The sequence below is a fragment of the Comamonas sp. BIGb0152 genome (genome assembly GCF_024809975.1).
Taxonomy (GTDB): domain Bacteria; phylum Pseudomonadota; class Gammaproteobacteria; order Burkholderiales; family Burkholderiaceae_C; genus Comamonas.
In genome coordinates, this window is sequence record NZ_JANUDY010000001.1 from 48,216 (window position 1) to 67,552 (window position 19,337).

Genomic DNA, 19,337 nt, shown 5'->3' on the forward strand with positions numbered 1-19,337 from the left:
ACCAGCAGCTACTAAATCAACAGTAACTACCGATCGTGACCTTAGGCAGCCAGCTTGGCCTTGACTTGGTCGACGATAGCTGCAAAAGCAGCCTTGTCGTGCACGGCGATATCGGCCAGCATCTTGCGGTCGATCTCAATGGCAGCCTTCTTCAGGCCGTTGGCGAACTGGCTGTAGGTCAGGCCCAGTTCACGGGAAGCGGCATTGATACGGGCGATCCACAATTGGCGGAACACGCGCTTCTTGGTACGACGGTCACGGTAGGCGTACTGGCCTGCCTTCATTACCGCTTGCTTAGCAACGCGGAAGACGTTACCACGGCGACCGCGGAAACCCTTAGCAAGGGCCAGAACTTTTTTGTGACGGGCGCGTGCCGTTACACCACGTTTGACGCGAGGCATGTGTTTTCTCCTAGTTCGTCAGTGAATTACAAGCCCATGCCGGGCAACATTTGTGCCATGTGACCCATATTGGTCTCATGCACAGCGGTTGCACCACGCAGATGGCGCTTGTTCTTGGTGCTCTTCTTGGTCAAGATGTGACGCTTGAAGGCTTGACCGCGCTTGACGGTACCACCTGGACGAACGCGAAAACGCTTCTTCGCGCTGCTTTTGGTCTTCATTTTGGGCATATTAATGCTCCTTATGTTTGTGCTCGTGAGGCGTTCCATCCACATGACAGAACTTGTTTTGGCCCCGAGCCACTTCTGTGACAGACCTAGATCAGATCTACTCTATCAATGCGCAAGGTGTTGGCTGCACTGCTGGAAGCCCTAAAGCCCCACCATTGCTGCCGCTGCCCTGCTAAAAACCGAAAGCGGCCTAAGCCGCTTGTCGGTAATCCGGTATTCTAACCGCTTCTTTAAGCCGTGGCTACTGGCGAGGAATTCCCCTCACCCATAGGCTTGCTCGCCACAGGGGCGCCAGGCTTCTTGCGCGCCGGGGCGATCATCATGATCATCTGGCGGCCTTCGAGCTTGGGAAACTGCTCAACCTGGATCAGGTCGACCAATTCGTCACGAATGCGGTTGAGCAAATCCATGCCCAGATTCTGGTGGGTGATTTCACGACCACGGAAACGCAGGGTCACCTTGACCTTGTCGCCTTCGGCCAGGAAGCGGCGGATGTTGCGCATCTTGACGTTGTAGTCGCCATCATCGGTGCCTGGGCGGAATTTGACTTCCTTGATTTCGATGACGGTCTGCTTGGCCTTGGCCTCAGCCGCCTTCTTTTGCTCCAGGTACTTGAACTTGCCGTAGTCCATCAAGCGGCACACGGGAGGCGTGGCCGTGGCGACAATTTCCACCAGGTCAACGTCCATCTCACCGGCCATGCGCAGCGCTTCCATCAGCGGCACGATACCCATTGGTTCATTTTCAGGACCGGACAGACGCACTTCAGAGGCTTGAATCTCACGGTTCAAGCGGTGTTTGCGTTCTTCACGGTGGCGACGATCACGGAATTCAGTAGCTATGGCTTTCACCCTAATAATTTAAAAGCTACGACAGCGTAGCTGCTAATGACGCAGTCCACGCTGTCCAAAGCTTCAAGTGCCTCAAAAGGCCTATTACGCTTTAGCGGCAATGTCCTTGGCAATCAATTCGACGAATGCATCGACGGACATCACACCGAGGTCTTTTCCGCCTCGGGCGCGCACTGCTACGGCTCCGGCTACCTTTTCCTTATCGCCAGCGACAAGGATATAGGGCAGCTTTTGCAACGAATGCTCCCGTATTTTATACGTAATCTTCTCGTTGCGCAGATCGGTAACCACACGCAACCCTTGGAATGGCAAGGCCTTACGCAGTTTGTCGGCCACTTCCTGCACATAAGCGCCTTGCGCATCGGTGATGTTGAGCACCGCAATCTGCGTGGGCGCCAGCCAGGCGGGCAGCGCGCCAGCGTGCTGCTCGATCAGGATGCCGATGAAGCGCTCCAGCGAGCCAACGATGGCACGGTGCAGCATGATGGGGCGGTGGCGTTCGCCATCTTCACCGACAAACTCCGCATCCAGACGCTCGGGCAGGTTCGGGTCGACCTGGATGGTGCCGCACTGCCATTCGCGGCCCAGTGCGTCCTTCAAGGTGTACTCGATCTTGGGACCGTAGAACGCACCCTCACCCGGCAGGTATTCAAACTCGCAACCCGAGGCGCGCAGGCCTTCGGCCAGTGCCGCTTCGGCCGCGTCCCAGCTCTCATCGGAGCCAATGCGCTTTTCAGGGCGGGTCGACAAGCGGTAGAGAATGTTGTGGAAGCCAAAGTCGGCATAGACCTTTTGCAGCAGCGCGGTGAACGCAGTCACCTCGGCCTGGATCTGGTCGGGCATGCAGAAAATGTGGCCATCATCTTGCGTAAAGGCGCGCACACGCATGATGCCGTGCAGCGAGCCCGTGGGTTCGTTGCGGTGGCAGGCGCCAAACTCACCAAAGCGCAGCGGCAGATCGCGGTAGCTCTTGATGCCTTGCTTGTAGATGAGGATGTGGCCGGGGCAGTTCATCGGCTTGAGCGCGTATTCGCGCTTTTCCGACTCGGTGGTGAACATGTTCTCGCGGTACTTGTCCCAGTGGCCCGTCTTCTCCCACAGGCTCTTGTCCAGAATCTGGGGGCCCTTGACCTCCTGGTAACCGTTGTCGCGGTAGACCTGGCGCATGTACTGCTCCACCTCTTGCCAGATGCTCCAGCCCTTGGGGTGCCAGAACACGGTGCCGGGCGAATGCTCGTCGATGTGGAACAGGTCCAATTCGCGGCCCAGCTTGCGGTGGTCGCGCTTTTCGGCCTCTTCCAGCATGGTCAGGTACTGCTGCAGCTCATCTTTGCTGGTCCAGGCCGTGCCGTAGATGCGTTGCAGCATCTCGTTGTTGTGGTCGCCGCGCCAGTAAGCGCCGGCCACCTTCATCAGCTTGAAGTGCTTGAGCTTGCCGGTGCTGGGCACGTGGGGGCCACGGCAGAGGTCTTCAAACGCGCCTTCACGGTACAGGCTCACATCTTCATTGCTCGGGATCGACGCAATGATTTCGGCCTTGTAGTTCTCGCCCAGGCCCTTGAAGTAAGCCACGGCTTCATCACGCGGCAGCACGCGGCGCACAATGGCCTCGTCCTTGCTGGCCAGTTCGGACATGCGCTTTTCGATGGCGACCAGGTCTTCCGGCGTGAAGGGACGCTTGTAGGCGAAGTCGTAGTAGAAGCCGTTTTCAATCACCGGGCCAATGGTGACCTGGGCTTCAGGGAACAGCTCCTTGACCGCGTAGGCCAGCAAGTGGGCGGTGGAGTGGCGGATCACTTCCAGGCCATCGGCATCCTTGGCCGTCACGATGGCCAGTGGCATGTCGCGGTCAATGACAAAGCTGGTGTCTACCACCTTGGCGTTGTCACCCAGACCCACCTTGCCCGCCAGCGCGGCCTTGGCCAGGCCAGCGCCAATCGATGCAGCGACCTCTGCCACCGACACGGGGCCGGGATAGTCGCGCTTGGAACCATCGGGAAGCGTAATTTGAACCATGAGAAATCCTAAATATTCGTGAGCGGAGACCCAACCGCGCCGCCAAAAAAGCAAAAAGCGCGGAACTTGTCCGCGCTTTGGTGTGAGGAGACGAAATCGTCGTACAGGCGCGAACCACCGGCCTTACTGGCCAGTCAAACCCCAAGTGGTTGTAGTTCGCGGTGTCATAACCGATCTTGCCTTTCTCGCTCTTACCAGTGGATGTAATCTAAAACGACTGTCATTTTCCCACATTCTGATGCAATCTGCTGGTCTTCCCGCAATCGATGCGCTACCAGGCTTGCCATAATCAAAACGATAGCAGTCCTTGACGATTTGATATGCCCTATCGCTACGCCCGATCTGTTGGAATGTCCGCCTGCCTGGCTGCGTTATTGCTGCAAGGGGGCTGCTCCAGCACCCCCGCCACCCGTGGCAAAGTCCCCGAGCGCGACATGCAGGCCCAGGAATGGGGCCAGTCCGATGTGAACCGCATGGCCACCTTGAGCATGCGCGCCAACCTGCAAAGCCTCTATGTGCTGATGGACAAGCTTTACCGCCGCAATCCGCAGGAATGGCGCAAAGGCGGCTTTGACAACCGCGAGGCGGCGATGAAAGCCGTGCGCGAAGCGATAGAAAACCAGCAGCCCTGGCCGGAACTGTTGGATCAACGCGACATTGCCGGCATGAGCATGGCCTTGGCACCCGAGTTTGCCGGCGACCGGGTCGCTGCCTTCACCTGGGCCACCGCCGACATGCTGATCACCGCCTATGGCGGCCGCACCACCTTTTACATGATCCATGGGCTCGATGCCCAGTCGGTCTACAACGCCTCGCGCAATCTGGAGATTGCCAACTGGATGCTGGCCCACCGCAAGCTGGGCAATGGGCAGGCCATGCTGCTGAGCAACGAGCTCAACACCAGCGAGCGCAACCTGAGCTTTGAGCGCGAGTTTGGCAAGATGATTGCCCGCAATGACCTGATGGCCGATGTTGTGTCTGAAAAATACCGGCGTGCAGTGATTGGCTATGTGCAGGGGCTCGCCGGTGGCAGTTTGCTGCAGTTTCTGCCGGTGCAGGCCGTGGCGCGCTAAGCGCCCTGCCCTTCCCCCAAAAAATTTCAGCGCACCGGCAGCGGCAAATGCAGGCTGCGCTTGAGCGTGGCCAGCGCGATCGAGGTGGTAAAGCGCTGGACGTTCTGGTCCCCGTCAAACAGCCGCTGGGTGATGGCCTGGTACTCCTGCATGTCACGGGCGGTCACCACCAGCAGGTAGTCGGTCTGGCCGGTGACCGCATAGCACTGCTGCACCGCCGCTTCGGCCGCCACCCGGGCGCGGAAGCCCTGGGTCAGCGCATCGAGCTCATTGACCAGTTGCACCTCGATAAAGATGGTCAGCGGCCGGCCAACGGCCTCGGGGCTCAGTTGCGCCGTGTTGGCCGCAATCACGCCGCTGTCTTGCAGGCGGCGAATACGGCGCTGCACAGCGGCCGGTGACAGGTTGACCAGCTCGGCCACCTCGCGCTGGGGGCGCAGGTTGTCGCGCTGCAGGATGGCCAAAATGGCCAGGTCGAAGGCATCGAGTTCAGCATTCATCACAGGGTCCTGAGGGAGCGCTGCACGGCAAGAGTGAAACTTGCATTTGGCAGTGATTTTTCGCGCAATTTACTTGGTGCATCTGCAATATTATCTCGGCCATGCAAGATTCTCTTTGGCAGCGCCTGCTGCCCTCCTTGGCCGTGTTGGGCTCGGTCAGTGCGCTGTGCCTGGGCACCAGCTTTGCCAAACACCTGTTCCCCGTCGTGGGTGCGCAGGGCACCACCGCCCTGCGTGTGGGCTTTTCTGCGCTGCTGCTGCTGCTCATCTGGCGCCCATGGCGCTTTGGCCCTAGCAAGGCAAACCTGGGGCAGATCGCGATTTTTGGCGTGGTGCTGGGGCTCATGAACCTGCTGTTCTACATGGCGATCAAGCGCCTGCCCTTTGGCGTAACGGTGGCTATCGAATTTGTCGGCCCGCTGTCGGTGGCGGTGTGGACCTCGCGCCGGCTGCTCGATCTGGTCTGGCTGGGCCTGGCGGCCTTGGGCCTGTTCTTGCTGCTGGTGCTGCCGATGTTTGGCGTGCAAACCAGCACGCTCGATCCGGTAGGCCTGTGCTACGCCATCATGGCCTCGGCCTGCTGGGCTGGCTATATTGTGCTGGGCAAGCGCGCTGGCCATATGCATGGCGGCATGGTGGTGTCGCTGGCCTTGCTGACCGCCGCCGTGGTCGTGGTGCCCTTTGGCATTGCCGAGGCGGGCGCCAAACTGCTGCAGCCCTCCATCTTGCTCTATGGCCTGGCGGTGGCGGCCATCTCCAGCGCCCTTCCCTATACCTTGGAGATGTTTGCGCTCAAACGGCTGAGCTCAGGTGCCTTTTCGACCATGCTGGCGACGGAGCCGGCCATTGCGGCGATTGCCGGCATGCTGGTGCTGGGCGAGCTGCTCAGCGCCACCCAGTGGTCGGCGATTGGGCTGATCATGTTTGCGGCCATGGGCAGCGCACTGACGGCCAAGCCTTCTACACCGCAACCGGCGGCGGCCAAGGCCGAGGGGCCGGCGGTCGCCTGACCGGTTCTTGACGCGATAAAAAAGCGCCTGCCGTCTACACGGCAAGCGCTTTTTTGTTGGCTACAGGCTGCTAGCTTAGTTCTCGCCCGCCCACTCCACCTTGGCGCCCAGGCTCTGCAGGTTCTCCACAAAGCGCGGGTGTGCGCGCTTGATGGGCGCGGCATTGCGGATTTCGGAGCGGCCTTCAATGCTGGCGGCCACCATGAACAAGGCAATGGCCACGCGGATGATGTAGGGGCTCTCGACCACGGCAGGGCTCAGCGGGTTGCCGCCCAGCGTGACGATGCGGTGAGGGTCAGACGAGAACACATGGGCGCCGAACTTGGACAGCTCGCCGGTCCAGCCCAGCGCGCCGTCATAGACCTTGTTCCAGAACATGGCATTGCCCTCAGCGCGCACGCCCAGCGCGATGAAGATCGGCAGCAGATCGACCGGGAAATAAGGCCAGGGAGCGGCCTCCACCTTAGTCAGCACATTGCGGGTGAAAGGCGTCTCGACCTTGAGCGGGCCCTTGCGGATGGCACGCGACCAGCCGTCCTTGTGCTCGATCTGCACGCCAAACTTGGCAAAGGTGCGGTCGATCAGCGGGAAGTTGTCAGGCGTGCGGTTGCGCACCTGCACATCGCCACCGGTGATGGCGCCCAGCGCCAGGAAGGTGGTGATCTCGTGGAAGTCTTCCTCGAAGTGGAATTCACCCCCGCCCAGCTGCGCCACGCCATGCACGGTCAGACGCGAGGTGCCGATGCCCTCGATCTGGGCACCCAGCATGGCCATGAAACGGCAGAACTCCTGCACATGCGGCTCGCAGGCGGCATTGGTCAGCACCGAGCTGCCCTGGCCGGTGGCTGCGCACAGCACAAAATTCTCAGTGGTGGTGACCGAGGCATAGTCCAGCCAATGCTGGGTGGCCTGCAGCGGGCCATCGCAGCGCACGATCAGCGAGCCCTCGCCATGCTCGACCCGGCCCCCAAAGCGGCGGAACACCTCGATGTGCGGATCGATCTCGCGCACACCCAGGGTGCAGCCCTTGACGTTGTCCTCCAGCCGCGCCACGCCAAAGCGGGCCAGCAGCGGCGGCACCAGCATGATGGACGATCGCATCTCCTCGGGCAGGTGGTGCTTGCAGGCATCAAAATGCGTATCGCGGTGGTGCAGTTGGAGCACGCCGCTGGCGTAGTCCATCTCCACACTGGACCCGAGCTTGCCGAAAATGTCCAGGATCTTGCGCACATCGGTGATGTCGGGCACGCCGTGGAGCACCAGGGGCTGGTCCGTCAGCAAGGTGGCACACAGCACGGGCAAGACTGCATTCTTGTTGGACGAGGGAATGATGCGGCCCTGCAAAGGGGTGCCGCCGTGCACGATGAGTTTGGACATGGATGGGGGGAGGTCGCGAATTCTGGAGTGGCCCGTGGCAGTGTGCGCTATCCGGGCCGACCCTGCATGGTACAGCGTCCAAAACAACAAAAGGCACTCGGTTAGAGTGCCTTTTGTAAATAGCCGTCAACAAAGTGTTTTGTCTGGTGCCATGCCCTGGCTGGGCAAGTCCTTACCTGCTTAGAACGCAGGCACGACAGCGCCCTTGTACTTTTCCAGGATGAACTTCTTCACATCCTCGCCATGCAAGGCGCGGGTCAGCTTGGCAATGGCTTCGTCATTGGCGCGGTCAGCACGTGCAGCAATGATGTTGGTGTAGGGCGAATCAGCGCCTTCGATGAACAGCGCATCCTTGGTCGGATTGAGCTTGGCTTCAATCGCGTAGTTGGTGTTGATCAGGGCCAGATCCACATCACCCAGCGCGCGGGGCAGCAGGGGCGCTTCGAGTTCCTTGAACTTGAGCTTCTTGGGGTTCTTGGCGATATCCAGCGGGGTGGAGGTCAGCTTGGACGCGTCCTTGAGCTCGATCAGGCCGTGCTTTTGCAGCAGCAGCAAGGCCCGGCCGCCATTGGACGGGTCATTGGGAATGGCCACCGTCGCGCCATCCTTCAGATCCTTGATGTTCTTGATTTTTTTGGAGTAGGCACCAAAGGGCTCCACATGCACCTTGCCGTTGGGCACTTGCACCAGCGAGCTCTTGCGGTCCTTGTTGTAGCTGTCCAGGTAAGGCTGGTGCTGGAAGAAGTTGGCATCGAGCTGCTTGTCTTCCACGGCGGCATTGGGCTGGATGTAGTCGCTGAATTCGCGCACTTGCAGATCCACACCCTCGGCCTTCAGCTTGGGCTTGATGAAATTGAGAATCTCGGCATGTGGCACCGGCGAGGCCGCCACTTTCAGCACCACATCAGCAGCATGGGCAGACACGGCCAGGGCCGCGATGGCAAGAACGGAAAGCGTTTTTTTGAACATGGTTTTTTTGACAAATGAGAAAGACCAGCCCGGCTATGACACGAGATTTTTCTTGATGGGACTGAATCAAGACAACACAAGTCTAGCCCTAATCAGCATATCGATCAAAGAATATAAAGAGATTTGGTTATAAAGAATTTGATCTTTATACCCACCCAACGCAGTCAGCGGGCGGTGTGATCGCGCTATGCTTTCGCCCATGTCTACCCCGTTTGACCCCGAGCAGCTGCTGCGCCTGCTCACCACCCCCATGCCCTTTGGCAAGTACCAGGGCCGTGCGATTGCCGACTTGCCGGGCAACTACCTCAACTGGTTTGCGCGTGAAGGCTTTCCCAAAGGGGACCTGGGCCGGCTGCTGGCGCTGATGCACGAGATCGACCACAACGGCCTGGGCGAGCTGCTGCAGCCTTTGCGCGCCAGCCTGCCTCCCCCCGCCACGCCACCGCGCCATTAAAAAACCCGCAGGCTGCAAGCAGCTGCGGGTCGTTTGGTGCAGGCCTGGCTGGAACAGCACAGGCCTGGGACGGCTGGTTTACTTGACGGCAGAGCGGGCTGCGTCGGCCTTGGCCTTGGCTTCATCTGCTTTTTTCTGCAGATCGGCGGCTTCGGTTTCAGCCTTCTTGGCTTCGGCTTCCTTGGCTGCGGTTTCTTCCTTGCTCTTGTCACCGCCCATGGCGCCCGCCATGGCACTGCCGGCCATGGTGCCAGCAACGGCGCCCACGGCAGCCGCGCCCATGGTGCCCATCATGCCGGAGCCGCCGGCGGCCGGTGCCGCAGCCGCTGGTGCTGCCGCAGCGGGGGCAGCCGCTGCAGGTGCAGCCGCTGCTGGCGTTGCAGGCTTGGCGGCAGGGGCTGGTGCCGCCTTTTGCGTGGCTGCGGGGCGCTTGACACCGCCACCCATGCGCTTGGCGTGGGCCAGACCTGGCAAAACCAGGCCGGCGATGGTCAAAGCAAGAACGGATGCAGAGGTGCGAAAAGAGGGGTTCACGACGAATTTTCCAAATAAAAGGCCAGGGCTGCAGGCGTGGTGCCTGCGTGCCTACCAGGGGTACATGAGGGGAAGCGCTGAGAATTCAAGTGCTTGGAAGCACCTGCCGGCAGCGGTATGGCTCGGCTTTGGTTATTCGTTATGCGTAGCGCGCAGCTACAAATATTGTAGAGCAAGCGCACGGCAGGGGGCGATCTGCAAGGCTTTCGCCGCCGCCTGCCTGCGCTTTGGTCAGGCGCCCCCCGTGCTCTCCAGGCCGCTGTACACCCACCAGGCCAGCGCCAACATCATCACGCCGGTAAAGCCATCCATCACGCGCCAGGCCAGAGGCTTGGCAAACAGGGTTTGCAGGCGTCGGCCGGCACTGGCCAGCATCACAAACCAGGCCAGGCTGGCGCAGGCCGCACCCAGCACAAAGATCCATTTCAGGCTGCCATCCTGGCGCGCACCGATCGTGCCCACCAGCACCACCGTGTCCAGGTAGACATGGGGGTTGAACAAGGTGATGACCACCAAGGCACCGAGCACGCGCCACAAACCGCGCCGCGCTGCCGCAGTGGGCGCCGCCGGGCCATCGGTTGCAGATGCAGCGCCAGCCGGCACGGCCATGCGCCACAGGGCCATCAGGCCGTAGGCCAGCAAAAAGATCGCACCGCCCAAAGTCAGGTAGTAGGCCAGGGTGGGCGATTCGCCCAGCACCTGGGCCATGCCGGCCACGCCGATGCCGATCAGCAGCGCATCACTGACCACGCACCAGGCGACGCAGGCGCGCACATGCTCGCCGCTCACTGCCTGGCGCAGCACATACAGGTTTTGCGCACCGATCGAGACGATCAAGGACAGGCAAACCGTAAAGCCTGCCAGCCAAGTTGAAGCCATTGTTGTTGTCCACATGGCAGCCATTGTGCGGCGCGTCATTAAATAAGTAAAATTAAAGAATCTTAGTCAAATGAAGCAAAACTAAATGCTGGATTATCTTGGACTGGCGGCTCTGGCGGCCGTGGTGCGCGAAGGCAGCTTTGAGCGCGCAGCCAAAAAACTCCATGTCACGCCGTCGGCGGTGTCGCAGCGCATCAAGCAATTGGAGGAGCGCACCGGCCAGGTGCTGGTGCAGCGCGGCAACCCCTGCACGGGCACCGAGGCGGGCCTGCGCCTGTGCCTGCACCTGGAGCAGGTCGCGCTGCTGGAGAACGCCTTGCGCCGCAGCAACCCCGATCTGCTGCCCGACGCGCCGGTCGCCCCCACCATCAAGCTGGCCGTCAATGCCGATTCGCTCTCGACCTGGTTCATGGAGGCGATGGCCGAGTTCACCGCCGCCGGCAACGAGCTGTTGGACCTGCGCGTCGACGACCAGGACCACACCGCGCAGGCACTGCGCGAAGGCGCCGTGCTGGGTGCCGTCACCGGCACCAGCGGCCAGATCCCCGGCTGCAACAGCTGGCCGCTGGGCACCATGCGCTATGTGGCAGCGGCCAGCCCTGGGTTCATGGCGCGTTATTTTGCGCAGGGCGTCAACACCCAGAGTTTGGCGCAGGCCCCGATCATGACCTTTGACCGCAAGGACCGGCTCCAGGACCAGTGGCTGCAAGCCCATGGCCTGGCATCGCGGGGCAGCGGGCCCCGGCATTTTCTGCCCTCCAACCAGGGCTATGTGCGCGCCTGCGAGATTGGCATGGGCTGGGGCATGCACCCCACGGTGCTGATTGCCGACCAGCTTGCACGCGGCATCTTGGTGCCGCTGGTGCCCGATAACCCGCTTGATGTGCCGCTGTACTGGGCCTTGCCGCGCAGCGCGCAAGCCAGCCTGGCACGCCTGACCGACTGCGTCATGCGGGCTGCCAGCCGGGTGCTCACGCCCGCGCCTTGATCTTCAGCACCCGTCTGTCAGCCTGGTGCAGGCCGCTGCACCTATGATGCGAACAGGCGCAGCGGCTGCGCTGCCGCAGAGGGAGGCATTCATGGTTTTCATTGGAAAGAGCACAGCATGATTGAGGTGCAGGATCTCATCGTCGACTACCCCGGCCACCGCGCGCTGCATGGCGTGAGCCTGCAGATCGAGGCGGGCACCGTCACCGCCTTGGTGGGCCCCAACGGCGCGGGAAAATCCACCCTGCTGCGCTGTATCACCGGGCTGGAATCCCCGCTGAGCGGCAGCACCCGGGTGGCGGGCATCGATGTGCAGCAAGCGCCCCGCCGCGCCCACGAGCACATGGGCTATCTGTCCGATTTCTTCGGGCTCTACGAGACCCTGAGCGTGGCCCAGTGCCTGCAATACGCGGCCGAAAGCCAGGGCCTGAGCCGCAAGGCCGCCACCGCGCGCGTGCATGCCGTGGCCGAGCAATTGGCGCTGACTGCCAAGCTGGGCAATGCCACGCGCAACCTCTCGCGCGGCCAGCGCCAGCGCGTGGCCATTGGCCAGGCCATCATCCATGAGCCCCAGGTGCTGCTGCTCGATGAGCCGGCCAGCGGGCTCGATCCGGAGGCGCGCAGCAGCCTCTCCAGCCTGTTCCGCCAGCTGCAGGCGCAAGGCATGACCTTGGTGGTCTCCAGCCACATCCTGAGCGAGCTGGACGAGTACTGCAGCCATATTCTGTCGATCCGCGAAGGCCGCATCACCAGCCATGGCCCCTTGAATGGCATGGCGGGCACTGGCGGCACAGGCGCCCTGCCCGCCGAGCTGGTGATGCAAGTGGCGCTGGCCGCGCCGCTGGCCCAGCCCGATGCGGCGCTGGCCGGCTACCGCCTGGTCGACATGCGTGCGGGCCGCGATGGCAGCGCCTCTCATATCTTGTGGATTGGCATGCCCGCACAAGACACCGCTGCCCGGGTGCAGCTGCTGCAGCAATTGGTGGGCCACGGCGCGCAGGTGCTGGGCTACCAAGAGGCGCGTACCAGCCTGCAGGAGCGCTACCAGCAAAGCCTGCAAGCCCCCGTCGATCCCCAAGCGCTGTTTGCCAAGGAGTGGCCATGAATCCGGAATTTCGCCGCCAGCTCAGCCTGGAGCTGAGCCCTGCGCGCCTGGTGCTGATGCCCGCCATCTTGCTGATGCTGGCCATCTGCGTCTTCGTGATCGAGGGCCAGCAGCCCCTGGTGTATGTACACAAAGGCGCGCTGACCCTGGTCGGCCTGCTGGCCGCCTGCGTGGGCACCTTCACCGCGCTGTCTAGCATCAATGACGAGCTGAGCGAGCGCACCTGGGACCAGCAGCGCATGAGCGCCATGGGCCCCTGGCGCATGGCCTGGGGCAAGTTGCTGGGCGGCCCCAGCTATGCCTGGTACGGGGCCTTGCTGTGCGCGGCCGCTGCATTGCTGAGCGGCATCTGGTTGGGCGAGACGGCCGATACCCTGCTGGTGCTCTTCCTGACCCTGGTCGGCGCCTGCGCGCTGCACAGCGCCATGATGGCCAGCCGCCTCTACAGCATGGACCCCAACAAACCGGCCTCCAGCCGCAGCATCTGGGTACTGGTGGTGCTGGTGTTCTTGCTGCTGCAGCTGGTCAGCAGCCTGGTGGTGGGGCTGGACGCGCTGCTGGGCGGCCAGCACGGCGGCGCTTGGTGGGGCTTGCCCCTGAACGCTGCCAGCTTGCTGCTGATTTTTGCCATCGCCAGTTTGCTGCTGGGCCTGTTGGCGCTGTGGCGGGCGATGTCCATGCAGCTGTCGGTGCCCACCACGCCCTGGGCCTGGGCGCTGGGCAATGCTGCGGTCTGCCTGCTGCTGGTGGGCCTGGTGCCCAGTGGCACCGGCCGGGCACTCACCGGCATGCTGCTGCTGGCCCTGGCCACCTACTACGCCGCAGCGCTGGAGAGCCAGGTCGCCCAGCGCTGGCGCACCCTGCTGTACAGCGCGCAGCACGGCCAGTGGCGGCGCTTTTGGCAGAACATGCCGCTGTGGCCCATCAGCTGGTGCATGGCCTTTGCCGTGCTGCTGCCCGCCTATTTGGTCTGGAACGCGGATCCGCTGTCCAACCGCTCGCAGCTGGGTCCGCTGGCGCTGATGGTGCTGCTGCATGTGCTGCGCGACTGCGGCATCTACCTGGTCTTCTCACTGCGCAAAAGCAGCCGCTCGCCGCTGGGCATGACCTTGCTGGTGGTGTTTGTGCTCAGCGCCATCTTGCCGGCCATGTTCTGGTCGCTGGGCCTGGCACCGCTGTTCGAGCCCTTGTTTGGTGCCTTTGATGCGCGCCTGTCCTCCAACTTCCAGCATGCCCCGGCGCTGGGCTGGCTGGCCTGGAGCGGCATGCTGCTGCAGCTGGCCGTGCTGGCCGTGGCGCTGGTGTGGCGGCTCAAGGCCATCACGCCGCGCAGTGGGGGCAAGGACGATATCTTTGCGCTGTAAGGCGCTCACAAGCCGTGGCTAGCAGCTGTCAGCGGTGGCTAGTGGCTGCAAATGATTGCAAATGGCTGCCAGCTGCTGCCAGCGGCCGCTGGGCGCCTCATGCCTGGGGCACAAACCCATCCTGGCGTGCGGCTTCCAGCGCCGTCTTGCGCTGCGGGGCAGCGGCAGGGCTTGCGGTGCTGCCGGGCACCTGGGCTGCCGCACTGCATGCGACGCTGGCCGGCTGGCGCAGCGGGTGAAAGTTCAGCAGCTGCGTGGCCATCATGGTCTCGACCATAAAGCAGCACAGCGCCGAGACAAAGCTGACCACACCCAGGCCAAAGCTGAACATCGCCGCCAGCGACCAGCTATTGGCATCGATCTCGGTCTTGGTGGTTTGGCCGATGAACAGCAAGATGATGGTCAGCGCGATCAGCGCACCACACAGGGTCAGCAGGCCAATGCAGAGGTTGGCCAGGCGCCCACGCCGGCGCAGAAAGTTCAGCTCCAGCAAGGAGCGCTGCACATACTCCTCGTCCTTGGAGGCCATCATGCGGTCCTCCAGCACGCGGCCCCGGTCGATGATGCGCGCCAGCCGGCCGGCGACGGCGCCGATCATGCCCGCCACCCCGGTGAGAAAGAAAACGGGAGCCACAGCCAGCTGGATGCTGTGGGTGATGTTGCTGACGTCGATGGACATGGTGTTAGGGCAGAGATGGTGGACAAACTGCGCTGCAGCACACGCCTTGTGCAGGCTGCAACGCCTGCAATGAACACTGCAAAATTCAAGCCAACATTCTCGCACCAAATAGGTGCAAACCCTAATACCCTTCTTGCCCCGTTTCTGGGCTGATTTGAAGCAAATTGTGTTTTCAGTAGTGCGGCGGCAGTTCGTCGCGTGCACCTGACGCAACACCACCGCCCTCGGGCATGCGCTGCTGCAGGTCTTTGACCAGGTGCAGCAGGCGGTCGATCTGCTGCTGTTGCTTGTAGATCGTCAGGTTCAGCTCTTCGAGCAGGTCATCGGCATAGGCGGCCTTGATCTCCAAGGCTTCAAGGCGCTGCTGCAGGGGTTCGAGGGTCGACATGGCGGCTCCTGGCATGGGGGTGGGGAATCAAAGAATAACGCCGGCATGTGACAGCGCACATGCCGGCGTTGGGGTGTCAGAAAGACTAAAAGACTTACAGCGCCTTGGCCAGGCGGGCAATGCCCTCTTCGATGCGGGCAATGTCCGCCGTGGCAAACGATAGACGCAGGGTCGAGGGATCGGGGTTCTGCGCAAAGAACGGGGTGCCGGGCACAAAGGCCACGCCCTGCTCGATGGCACGCTTGGCCAGCGCATTGCCGTCCTTTTCCTGGCCACGGGCACCCGTCAGCTGCACCCAGATGAACATGCCGCCTTGCGGCTGCACAAAGCGCACGGCATCGCCCAGCTGGCTGCGCAGGCCATCGCCCATGGCCTTGCTGCGTGCGGCGTAGGTGCTGCGCACGCGGGCCAAGGTGGCGGGCATGCGGCCGGCTTTCAGGTACTGGGCGGCAGTGGCTTGGCTGAAGGTGCTGGTGTGGGCATCGCTGAACTGCTTGCACATGACGCACTTGCCCAGCAGCTCGGCCGGCGCAATCAGCCAGCCCAGGCGCAGGCCGGGGCTGAGCACCTTGCTCATGCTGCCGCAGTGGGCCAGGTAGTCGCGGCTGCCCGGCACCTCGTCCGACAGCGCCAGCATGCTGGGTGGTGGCGGCACGTCGAAATACAGGTCGCCATAGGGGTCGTCCTCGACCACCAGGGTCTGGTGGCGCACGGCCATTTCCAGAATCTGGCGGCGGCGCTCCAGGCTCAGCAGCACGCCGCTGGGGTTGCCAAAGGTGGGAATCAGGTAGACCAGCTTGGGCTGGTGCTCGGCAATCAGCTGCTCCAGCGCTTCGGGGATGACGCCGTTCTCATCGGTGGGCGCACTGATGACTTCAGCGCCATAGAGGCGGAAGCACTGGATGGTGGCCAAAAAGGTCGGGCCTTCGACGATCACCTTGTCGCCGGGAGAGATCATCGTCTTGCCCAGCAGGTCCAGCGCCTGCTGGCTGCCGGTGGTGACGATCAGCTGCTCTGGCGTCAGCGACTGCACGCCCTTGGCCGCCATCAGGCCGACGATCTGCTCGCGAAACGGCTGGTAGCCCTCGGTGGCACCGTACTGCAGCGCAGCGCCCGGCTCTTCGGTCAGCGCCGCATTGGCGGCCTCACGCACCCCTTCCACATCAAACATGGCCGCATCCGGAAAGCCCCCGGCAAAACTGATGATGCCGGGCTTGCCCAGCAGCTTGAACAGTTCACGGATGGCGGACGTCTCGACATTGTCGAGGCGGGAGGCAAAGCGCAGTGTCATGGAGTGTTCTCTCAAATCAAAAAAAGCGCAGCCAGATCGCTATCAACCGGCTGCTCTGGCATTTTGCTACTTTTTACCGGCCCCATGCGTCGCTGTGGCATCCCTGAGGGCCCTTAGGGATCCTCTGCAAAACCCTCGCCCAAAGGGATGGACGCGGATCGGGATGAGCCGCAAGGCGTCTTTTGCAGTCAATAGCAGGCTATTGACAAGAAAGACAACGTAGCGGATCGCCCGAAACCGCGTTCAGACCACGGCAGGGAGTTTTGCAGAGGGCCCTTAGTCCTTTATCGCCGCCGCCTATCGACTATGCTTGCGCTCCAAAGGATTTTGTCACCATGCGCATTGCCGCTTTCTTTATTGTTCTGCTCAAGCTGCTGGCCTCGCTGCTCATGCTGCTGGGTGTGGTCTGGGCCTGTGGCGCCCTGTGGTTTCAGCTGGCGCAGTCGGTCAAATCGGGCTCGGCCCGGGGTCTGCTGCTGGGGGTTTGGGTGGGGGTGGGCCTGTACTGCGTCTACCTGCTGTGGCAGCAGCGCGCGCCTCGGGGCCTGCTGATCTATGGGCTGCTGTTTGCGGCCATTCTGGCCTGGTGGGCCAGCATCCAGCCCTCCAACACCCGCCGGTGGGCGCCGGATGTGGCGCAGCAGCTGTCGGGCACCGTGCAGGGCGACCTGGTGAGCCTGCACAATGTACGCAATTTTGACTGGCAAACGGCAGACAAGGCCAGCGCCCGCTGGGAAGACCGCGACTATGACCTGCGCCAGCTCGTCTCCGTGGACATGGCCACCTCGTACTGGATGGGGCCGGCCATTGCCCACACCCTGGTGTCCTTTGGCTTTGACGACGGCAAGGGCCCGCGCCGCTATGTGACCTTCTCGGTGGAGATTCGCAAGGAACAGGGCGAACAGTTCTCCGCCGTGGGCGGCTTCTTCAAGCAGTTTGAGCTCAGCCTGGTGGCCGCTGAAGAGCGCGACATCCTGCGTGTGCGCAGCAATATGCGCGGGGAAGAGGTCTACCTCTACAGCGTGGCCATGCCGCGCGCTGCCATGCGCTCGCTGTTTATCGCCTATGTGGACAAAGCCAATGCGCTGGTCGAAACGCCGCAGTTCTACCACACGCTGTTTGCCAACTGCACCACCATCGTTTTCGACATGGTGCGCCGCATTGTGCCGGGCCTGCCGATGGACTGGCGCCTGCTGGCCAGCGGCTACCTGCCCCAGTATGTGGACAGCCTGGGCGCCCTCGCCCAGCCGAATGACTTCGATGCCATCCAGGCGGCGGCGCATATCAATGCCCGCGCCAAGGCGCTGCGCCCGGATGCGGATTTCTCGGCCGCCATCCGCCAAGGCGTGCCGCAGGCGCCGCTGCCCCCGCCTTGATGGAACGCGCGGTACCACCCGGCCGCCGTGCCAGATAATGGCCGGCGAGCCTGCACAAAAACACGATGAAAACCGCTGATATCCAACCCTTCTTCGCCACCTTGAAGGCGGCCAACCCCTCGCCCCAGACCGAGCTGGAGTACACCTCCGTGTTCGAGCTGCTCGCTGCCGTGCTGCTGTCGGCCCAGGCCACCGATGTGGGGGTGAACAAGGCCACCCGCAAGCTGTTCCCGGTCGCCAACACCCCGCAGGCCATCTTGGCGCTGGGGCTCGAAGGCCTGGAGGGCTATATCAAGACCATCGGGCTGTTTCGCAGCAAGGCCAAGCACCTGATGGAGACCTGCCGCATCCTGGTCGAGCAGCATGGCGGCCGGGTGCCCGACACCCGCGAAGCCCTGGAAGCCCTGCCCGGCGTGGGCCGCAAGACCGCCAATGTGGTGCTGAATGTGGCCTTTGGCCAGCCCACGATGGCGGTGGACACCCACATCTTCCGCGTCAGCAACCGCACCGGCCTGGCGCCCGGCAAGAACCCGCTGGAAGTGGAAAAGCAGCTGATGCAGCGCGTGCCGGGCGACTATGCCGTCGACTCGCACCACTGGCTGATTCTGCTGGGCCGCTATTTCTGCCAGGCGCGCAAGCCGCGCTGCTGGGAATGCCTGGTCAGCAGCTACTGCGATTTCACGCCCAAGACACCGCCGCCCCAAGGCAGCTTGCGCTGACAGGTCTGCGGCGGTTCAAGAAGCGCTCTGGGTGCTGACACCGGCCGATGCAAAACTGGCCATGTCACGCAGCACCGCGCAGGCCGATTCCAGCAAGGGCCAGGCCAGTGCCGCCCCTGAGCCTTCGCCCAGGCGCAACTGCCAATCCAGCAAGGGCTGGGCTTGCAGGGCCGCCAGCAAATGGCTATGGCCCGGCTCACCGGAGCGGTGGGCATACACACAGCGCTCCAACACCGCCGGCTGCAGGCGCGATGCCACCAGCACCGCCGCGCTGGTGATAAAGCCATCGACCACAATCACGCGGCGCTCCAGCGCGGCCTGCAGCACGGCGCCCACCATGGTGGCCACTTCCAGCCCGCCCATCGCCGCCAGCACGTCCAAAGGCTCGTGCACATCGGCATGGCGCGCCAGCACCCGGCGCAGCACCGCAGCCTTGCGGGCCACGCCCTCACCGCTCAGCCCCGTGCCTGCGCCGGTGACGGTTTCCACATCCAGGTTGCACAGCCGCGCCAGCAACAGCGATGCGCTGGAGGTATTGCCAATGCCCATCTCGCCCAGCAGCAAGGCATTGCCCGGCAAGGCCTGCAGCAGCGCGCGGCCATTGGCAATCGCGGCTTCGCACTGCGCCATGGTCATCGCCGGGCCCTGGCTGCTGTCCTGGGTGCCGGGGGCCACCTTGCGCAGCCACAGGCGGGGGGCGCCCACAGGCAGCGCATCGGTCTGGGGTTCAAAATCGCGGGCCACGCCGCAGTCCACCACATGCAGTGCCACGCCATGCTGGCGCGACAGCACACTCACCGCTGCCCCGCCGGCCAGAAAATTGCCCACCATCTGCCAGGTCACATCAGCGGGGTAGGCCGACACACCCTGCGCCACCAGGCCGTGGTCCGCCGCAAACACCAGCATCTGAGGATCTGCCAAACGTGGCTGGGTGCTGCCCAGGATGCAGGCGATGCGCAGCGCCACCGCTTCCAGCAGGCCCAGCGAGCCCAGCGGCTTGGTCTTGTTGTCCAGCAGTTGCTGCACTTGCTGGCGAAAGGCGGCGTCCTCGATCGAGGCAATGGGAGGGATGAGCGGGGAGAACAGGGATTCGGACATGGTCAAGGTACTGAACGGGGCACGGCGTTGCGCCAA

The 19,337-nt window shown here is 62.8% G+C and carries 21 protein-coding genes; 8 read left to right on the forward strand and 13 right to left on the reverse strand.

The window, feature by feature from the left end:
• Positions 1–41: 41 nt before the first annotated feature.
• The 4 genes from rplT to thrS form a co-directional block, all read right to left on the reverse strand.
• Positions 42–401, reverse strand: coding sequence for a 50S ribosomal protein L20 (rplT, locus tag M2375_RS00205; protein WP_021025157.1), 360 nt, complete (start codon positions 399–401; stop codon positions 42–44).
• Between the two features lie 26 nt (positions 402–427).
• Positions 428–631 carry a 50S ribosomal protein L35 gene (gene rpmI, locus M2375_RS00210; RefSeq protein WP_259163194.1) on the reverse strand — a complete coding sequence of 68 codons (204 nt, stop codon included), beginning with the start codon at positions 629–631 and terminating at the stop codon, positions 428–430.
• A 230-nt stretch (positions 632–861) separates the two neighbouring features.
• Entirely contained in the window at positions 862–1,482 is a 621-nt protein-coding gene (gene infC / locus M2375_RS00215) for a translation initiation factor IF-3 (protein WP_259163195.1), read from the reverse strand.
• A gap of 84 nt (positions 1,483–1,566) precedes the next feature.
• Entirely contained in the window at positions 1,567–3,498 is a 1,932-nt protein-coding gene (gene thrS / locus M2375_RS00220; protein WP_259163196.1) for a threonine--tRNA ligase, read from the reverse strand.
• 320 nt (positions 3,499–3,818) lie between these two features.
• On the opposite strand from thrS, the gene M2375_RS00225 reads away from it, so the two are divergent.
• Positions 3,819–4,571, forward strand: a complete 753-nt coding sequence (locus M2375_RS00225; RefSeq protein ID WP_259163198.1) for a hypothetical protein — start codon at positions 3,819–3,821, stop codon at positions 4,569–4,571.
• A gap of 26 nt (positions 4,572–4,597) precedes the next feature.
• On the opposite strand, the gene M2375_RS00230 is transcribed toward M2375_RS00225, so the two are convergent.
• A complete protein-coding gene (locus M2375_RS00230) occupies positions 4,598–5,071 on the reverse strand; it encodes an Lrp/AsnC family transcriptional regulator (protein WP_259163199.1) in 474 nt (157 codons plus the stop codon).
• Positions 5,072–5,172: 101 nt separating this feature from the next.
• Between M2375_RS00230 and M2375_RS00235 the strand changes: the two genes are divergently transcribed.
• The gene (locus M2375_RS00235; protein ID WP_259163200.1) at positions 5,173–6,081 is read left to right on the forward strand and encodes a DMT family transporter; all 909 of its coding nucleotides are present in this window, start codon (positions 5,173–5,175) and stop codon (positions 6,079–6,081) included.
• Between the two features lie 75 nt (positions 6,082–6,156).
• Here the strand turns inward: M2375_RS00235 and M2375_RS00240 are convergent, their stop codons facing one another.
• Positions 6,157–7,458, reverse strand: a complete 1,302-nt coding sequence (locus M2375_RS00240) for a UDP-N-acetylglucosamine 1-carboxyvinyltransferase (protein ID WP_259163201.1) — start codon at positions 7,456–7,458, stop codon at positions 6,157–6,159.
• Between the two features lie 180 nt (positions 7,459–7,638).
• On the reverse strand, positions 7,639–8,427 hold the full coding sequence (locus M2375_RS00245) for a MetQ/NlpA family ABC transporter substrate-binding protein (protein ID WP_259163202.1): 789 nt from the start codon (positions 8,425–8,427) through the stop codon (positions 7,639–7,641).
• Between the two features lie 199 nt (positions 8,428–8,626).
• Here M2375_RS00245 and M2375_RS00250 point away from each other — a divergent pair, with 199 nt between their 5' ends.
• Positions 8,627–8,881, forward strand: a complete 255-nt coding sequence (locus M2375_RS00250) for a DUF3820 family protein (RefSeq protein ID WP_259163203.1) — start codon at positions 8,627–8,629, stop codon at positions 8,879–8,881.
• Positions 8,882–8,959: 78 nt separating this feature from the next.
• Here the strand turns inward: M2375_RS00250 and M2375_RS00255 are convergent, their stop codons facing one another.
• Together M2375_RS00255 and M2375_RS00260 are read right to left on the reverse strand one after the other, a co-directional pair.
• Positions 8,960–9,415 (reverse strand): ABC transporter substrate-binding protein, encoded by a 456-nt coding sequence (locus M2375_RS00255; protein ID WP_259163204.1) that lies wholly within the window; start codon positions 9,413–9,415, stop codon positions 8,960–8,962.
• A gap of 231 nt (positions 9,416–9,646) precedes the next feature.
• The gene (locus M2375_RS00260; protein ID WP_259163206.1) at positions 9,647–10,309 is read right to left on the reverse strand and encodes a LysE/ArgO family amino acid transporter; all 663 of its coding nucleotides are present in this window, start codon (positions 10,307–10,309) and stop codon (positions 9,647–9,649) included.
• 70 nt (positions 10,310–10,379) lie between these two features.
• Between M2375_RS00260 and M2375_RS00265 the strand changes: the two genes are divergently transcribed.
• From M2375_RS00265 to M2375_RS00275, 3 genes are all read left to right on the forward strand, one after another.
• Positions 10,380–11,282, forward strand: coding sequence for an HTH-type transcriptional regulator ArgP (locus M2375_RS00265; protein WP_259163208.1), 903 nt, complete (start codon positions 10,380–10,382; stop codon positions 11,280–11,282).
• Positions 11,283–11,399: 117 nt separating this feature from the next.
• Positions 11,400–12,386, forward strand: a complete 987-nt coding sequence (locus M2375_RS00270) for an ABC transporter ATP-binding protein (protein WP_259163209.1) — start codon at positions 11,400–11,402, stop codon at positions 12,384–12,386.
• Positions 12,383–13,750, forward strand: a complete 1,368-nt coding sequence (locus M2375_RS00275; RefSeq protein ID WP_259163210.1) for a hypothetical protein — start codon at positions 12,383–12,385, stop codon at positions 13,748–13,750. Before M2375_RS00270 ends, M2375_RS00275 begins: the two co-directional genes overlap by 4 nt.
• A gap of 97 nt (positions 13,751–13,847) precedes the next feature.
• Here M2375_RS00275 and M2375_RS00280 read toward each other — a convergent pair whose 3' ends face one another.
• From M2375_RS00280 to M2375_RS00290, 3 genes are all read right to left on the reverse strand, one after another.
• Positions 13,848–14,429, reverse strand: coding sequence for a DUF2721 domain-containing protein (locus M2375_RS00280; protein WP_259163211.1), 582 nt, complete (start codon positions 14,427–14,429; stop codon positions 13,848–13,850).
• A gap of 172 nt (positions 14,430–14,601) precedes the next feature.
• Positions 14,602–14,817 (reverse strand): SlyX family protein, encoded by a 216-nt coding sequence (locus M2375_RS00285; RefSeq protein ID WP_259163212.1) that lies wholly within the window; start codon positions 14,815–14,817, stop codon positions 14,602–14,604.
• Positions 14,818–14,911: 94 nt separating this feature from the next.
• Positions 14,912–16,102 carry a PLP-dependent aminotransferase family protein gene (locus tag M2375_RS00290; protein WP_259163936.1) on the reverse strand — a complete coding sequence of 397 codons (1,191 nt, stop codon included), beginning with the start codon at positions 16,100–16,102 and terminating at the stop codon, positions 14,912–14,914.
• Positions 16,103–16,443: 341 nt separating this feature from the next.
• Between M2375_RS00290 and M2375_RS00295 the strand changes: the two genes are divergently transcribed.
• Both M2375_RS00295 and nth read left to right on the forward strand, forming a co-directional pair.
• Positions 16,444–17,484, forward strand: coding sequence for a DUF4105 domain-containing protein (locus tag M2375_RS00295; protein ID WP_259163213.1), 1,041 nt, complete (start codon positions 16,444–16,446; stop codon positions 17,482–17,484).
• Between the two features lie 65 nt (positions 17,485–17,549).
• Positions 17,550–18,203: an endonuclease III gene (gene nth, locus M2375_RS00300; RefSeq protein ID WP_259163215.1), complete on the forward strand. Its 654-nt coding sequence runs from the start codon at positions 17,550–17,552 to the stop codon at positions 18,201–18,203.
• A gap of 15 nt (positions 18,204–18,218) precedes the next feature.
• Here the strand turns inward: nth and cobT are convergent, their stop codons facing one another.
• Positions 18,219–19,301: a nicotinate-nucleotide--dimethylbenzimidazole phosphoribosyltransferase gene (gene cobT / locus M2375_RS00305; protein WP_259163218.1), complete on the reverse strand. Its 1,083-nt coding sequence runs from the start codon at positions 19,299–19,301 to the stop codon at positions 18,219–18,221.
• Positions 19,302–19,337: the final 36 nt, after the last annotated feature.

Excerpts from the sequence above, each read along its gene's own strand:
- M2375_RS00260 (WP_259163206.1), bottom strand. The coding sequence starts at position 10,309 with ATGTGGACAACAACAATGGCTTCAACTTGGCTGGCAGGCTTTACGGTT.
- M2375_RS00225 (WP_259163198.1), top strand. The coding sequence starts at position 3,819 with ATGCCCTATCGCTACGCCCGATCTGTTGGAATGTCCGCCTGCCTGGCT.
- M2375_RS00295 (WP_259163213.1), top strand. The coding sequence starts at position 16,444 with ATGCGCATTGCCGCTTTCTTTATTGTTCTGCTCAAGCTGCTGGCCTCG.
- M2375_RS00235 (WP_259163200.1), top strand. The coding sequence starts at position 5,173 with ATGCAAGATTCTCTTTGGCAGCGCCTGCTGCCCTCCTTGGCCGTGTTG.
- M2375_RS00280 (WP_259163211.1), bottom strand. The coding sequence starts at position 14,429 with ATGTCCATCGACGTCAGCAACATCACCCACAGCATCCAGCTGGCTGTG.
- M2375_RS00230 (WP_259163199.1), bottom strand. The coding sequence starts at position 5,071 with ATGAATGCTGAACTCGATGCCTTCGACCTGGCCATTTTGGCCATCCTG.
- rpmI (WP_259163194.1), bottom strand. The coding sequence starts at position 631 with ATGCCCAAAATGAAGACCAAAAGCAGCGCGAAGAAGCGTTTTCGCGTT.
- thrS (WP_259163196.1), bottom strand. The coding sequence starts at position 3,498 with ATGGTTCAAATTACGCTTCCCGATGGTTCCAAGCGCGACTATCCCGGC.
- cobT (WP_259163218.1), bottom strand. The coding sequence starts at position 19,301 with ATGTCCGAATCCCTGTTCTCCCCGCTCATCCCTCCCATTGCCTCGATC.
- M2375_RS00275 (WP_259163210.1), top strand. The coding sequence starts at position 12,383 with ATGAATCCGGAATTTCGCCGCCAGCTCAGCCTGGAGCTGAGCCCTGCG.
- M2375_RS00285 (WP_259163212.1), bottom strand. The coding sequence starts at position 14,817 with ATGTCGACCCTCGAACCCCTGCAGCAGCGCCTTGAAGCCTTGGAGATC.
- M2375_RS00250 (WP_259163203.1), top strand. The coding sequence starts at position 8,627 with ATGTCTACCCCGTTTGACCCCGAGCAGCTGCTGCGCCTGCTCACCACC.
- nth (WP_259163215.1), top strand. The coding sequence starts at position 17,550 with ATGAAAACCGCTGATATCCAACCCTTCTTCGCCACCTTGAAGGCGGCC.
- M2375_RS00240 (WP_259163201.1), bottom strand. The coding sequence starts at position 7,458 with ATGTCCAAACTCATCGTGCACGGCGGCACCCCTTTGCAGGGCCGCATC.
- M2375_RS00265 (WP_259163208.1), top strand. The coding sequence starts at position 10,380 with ATGCTGGATTATCTTGGACTGGCGGCTCTGGCGGCCGTGGTGCGCGAA.
- rplT (WP_021025157.1), bottom strand. The coding sequence starts at position 401 with ATGCCTCGCGTCAAACGTGGTGTAACGGCACGCGCCCGTCACAAAAAA.
- M2375_RS00245 (WP_259163202.1), bottom strand. The coding sequence starts at position 8,427 with ATGTTCAAAAAAACGCTTTCCGTTCTTGCCATCGCGGCCCTGGCCGTG.
- M2375_RS00270 (WP_259163209.1), top strand. The coding sequence starts at position 11,400 with ATGATTGAGGTGCAGGATCTCATCGTCGACTACCCCGGCCACCGCGCG.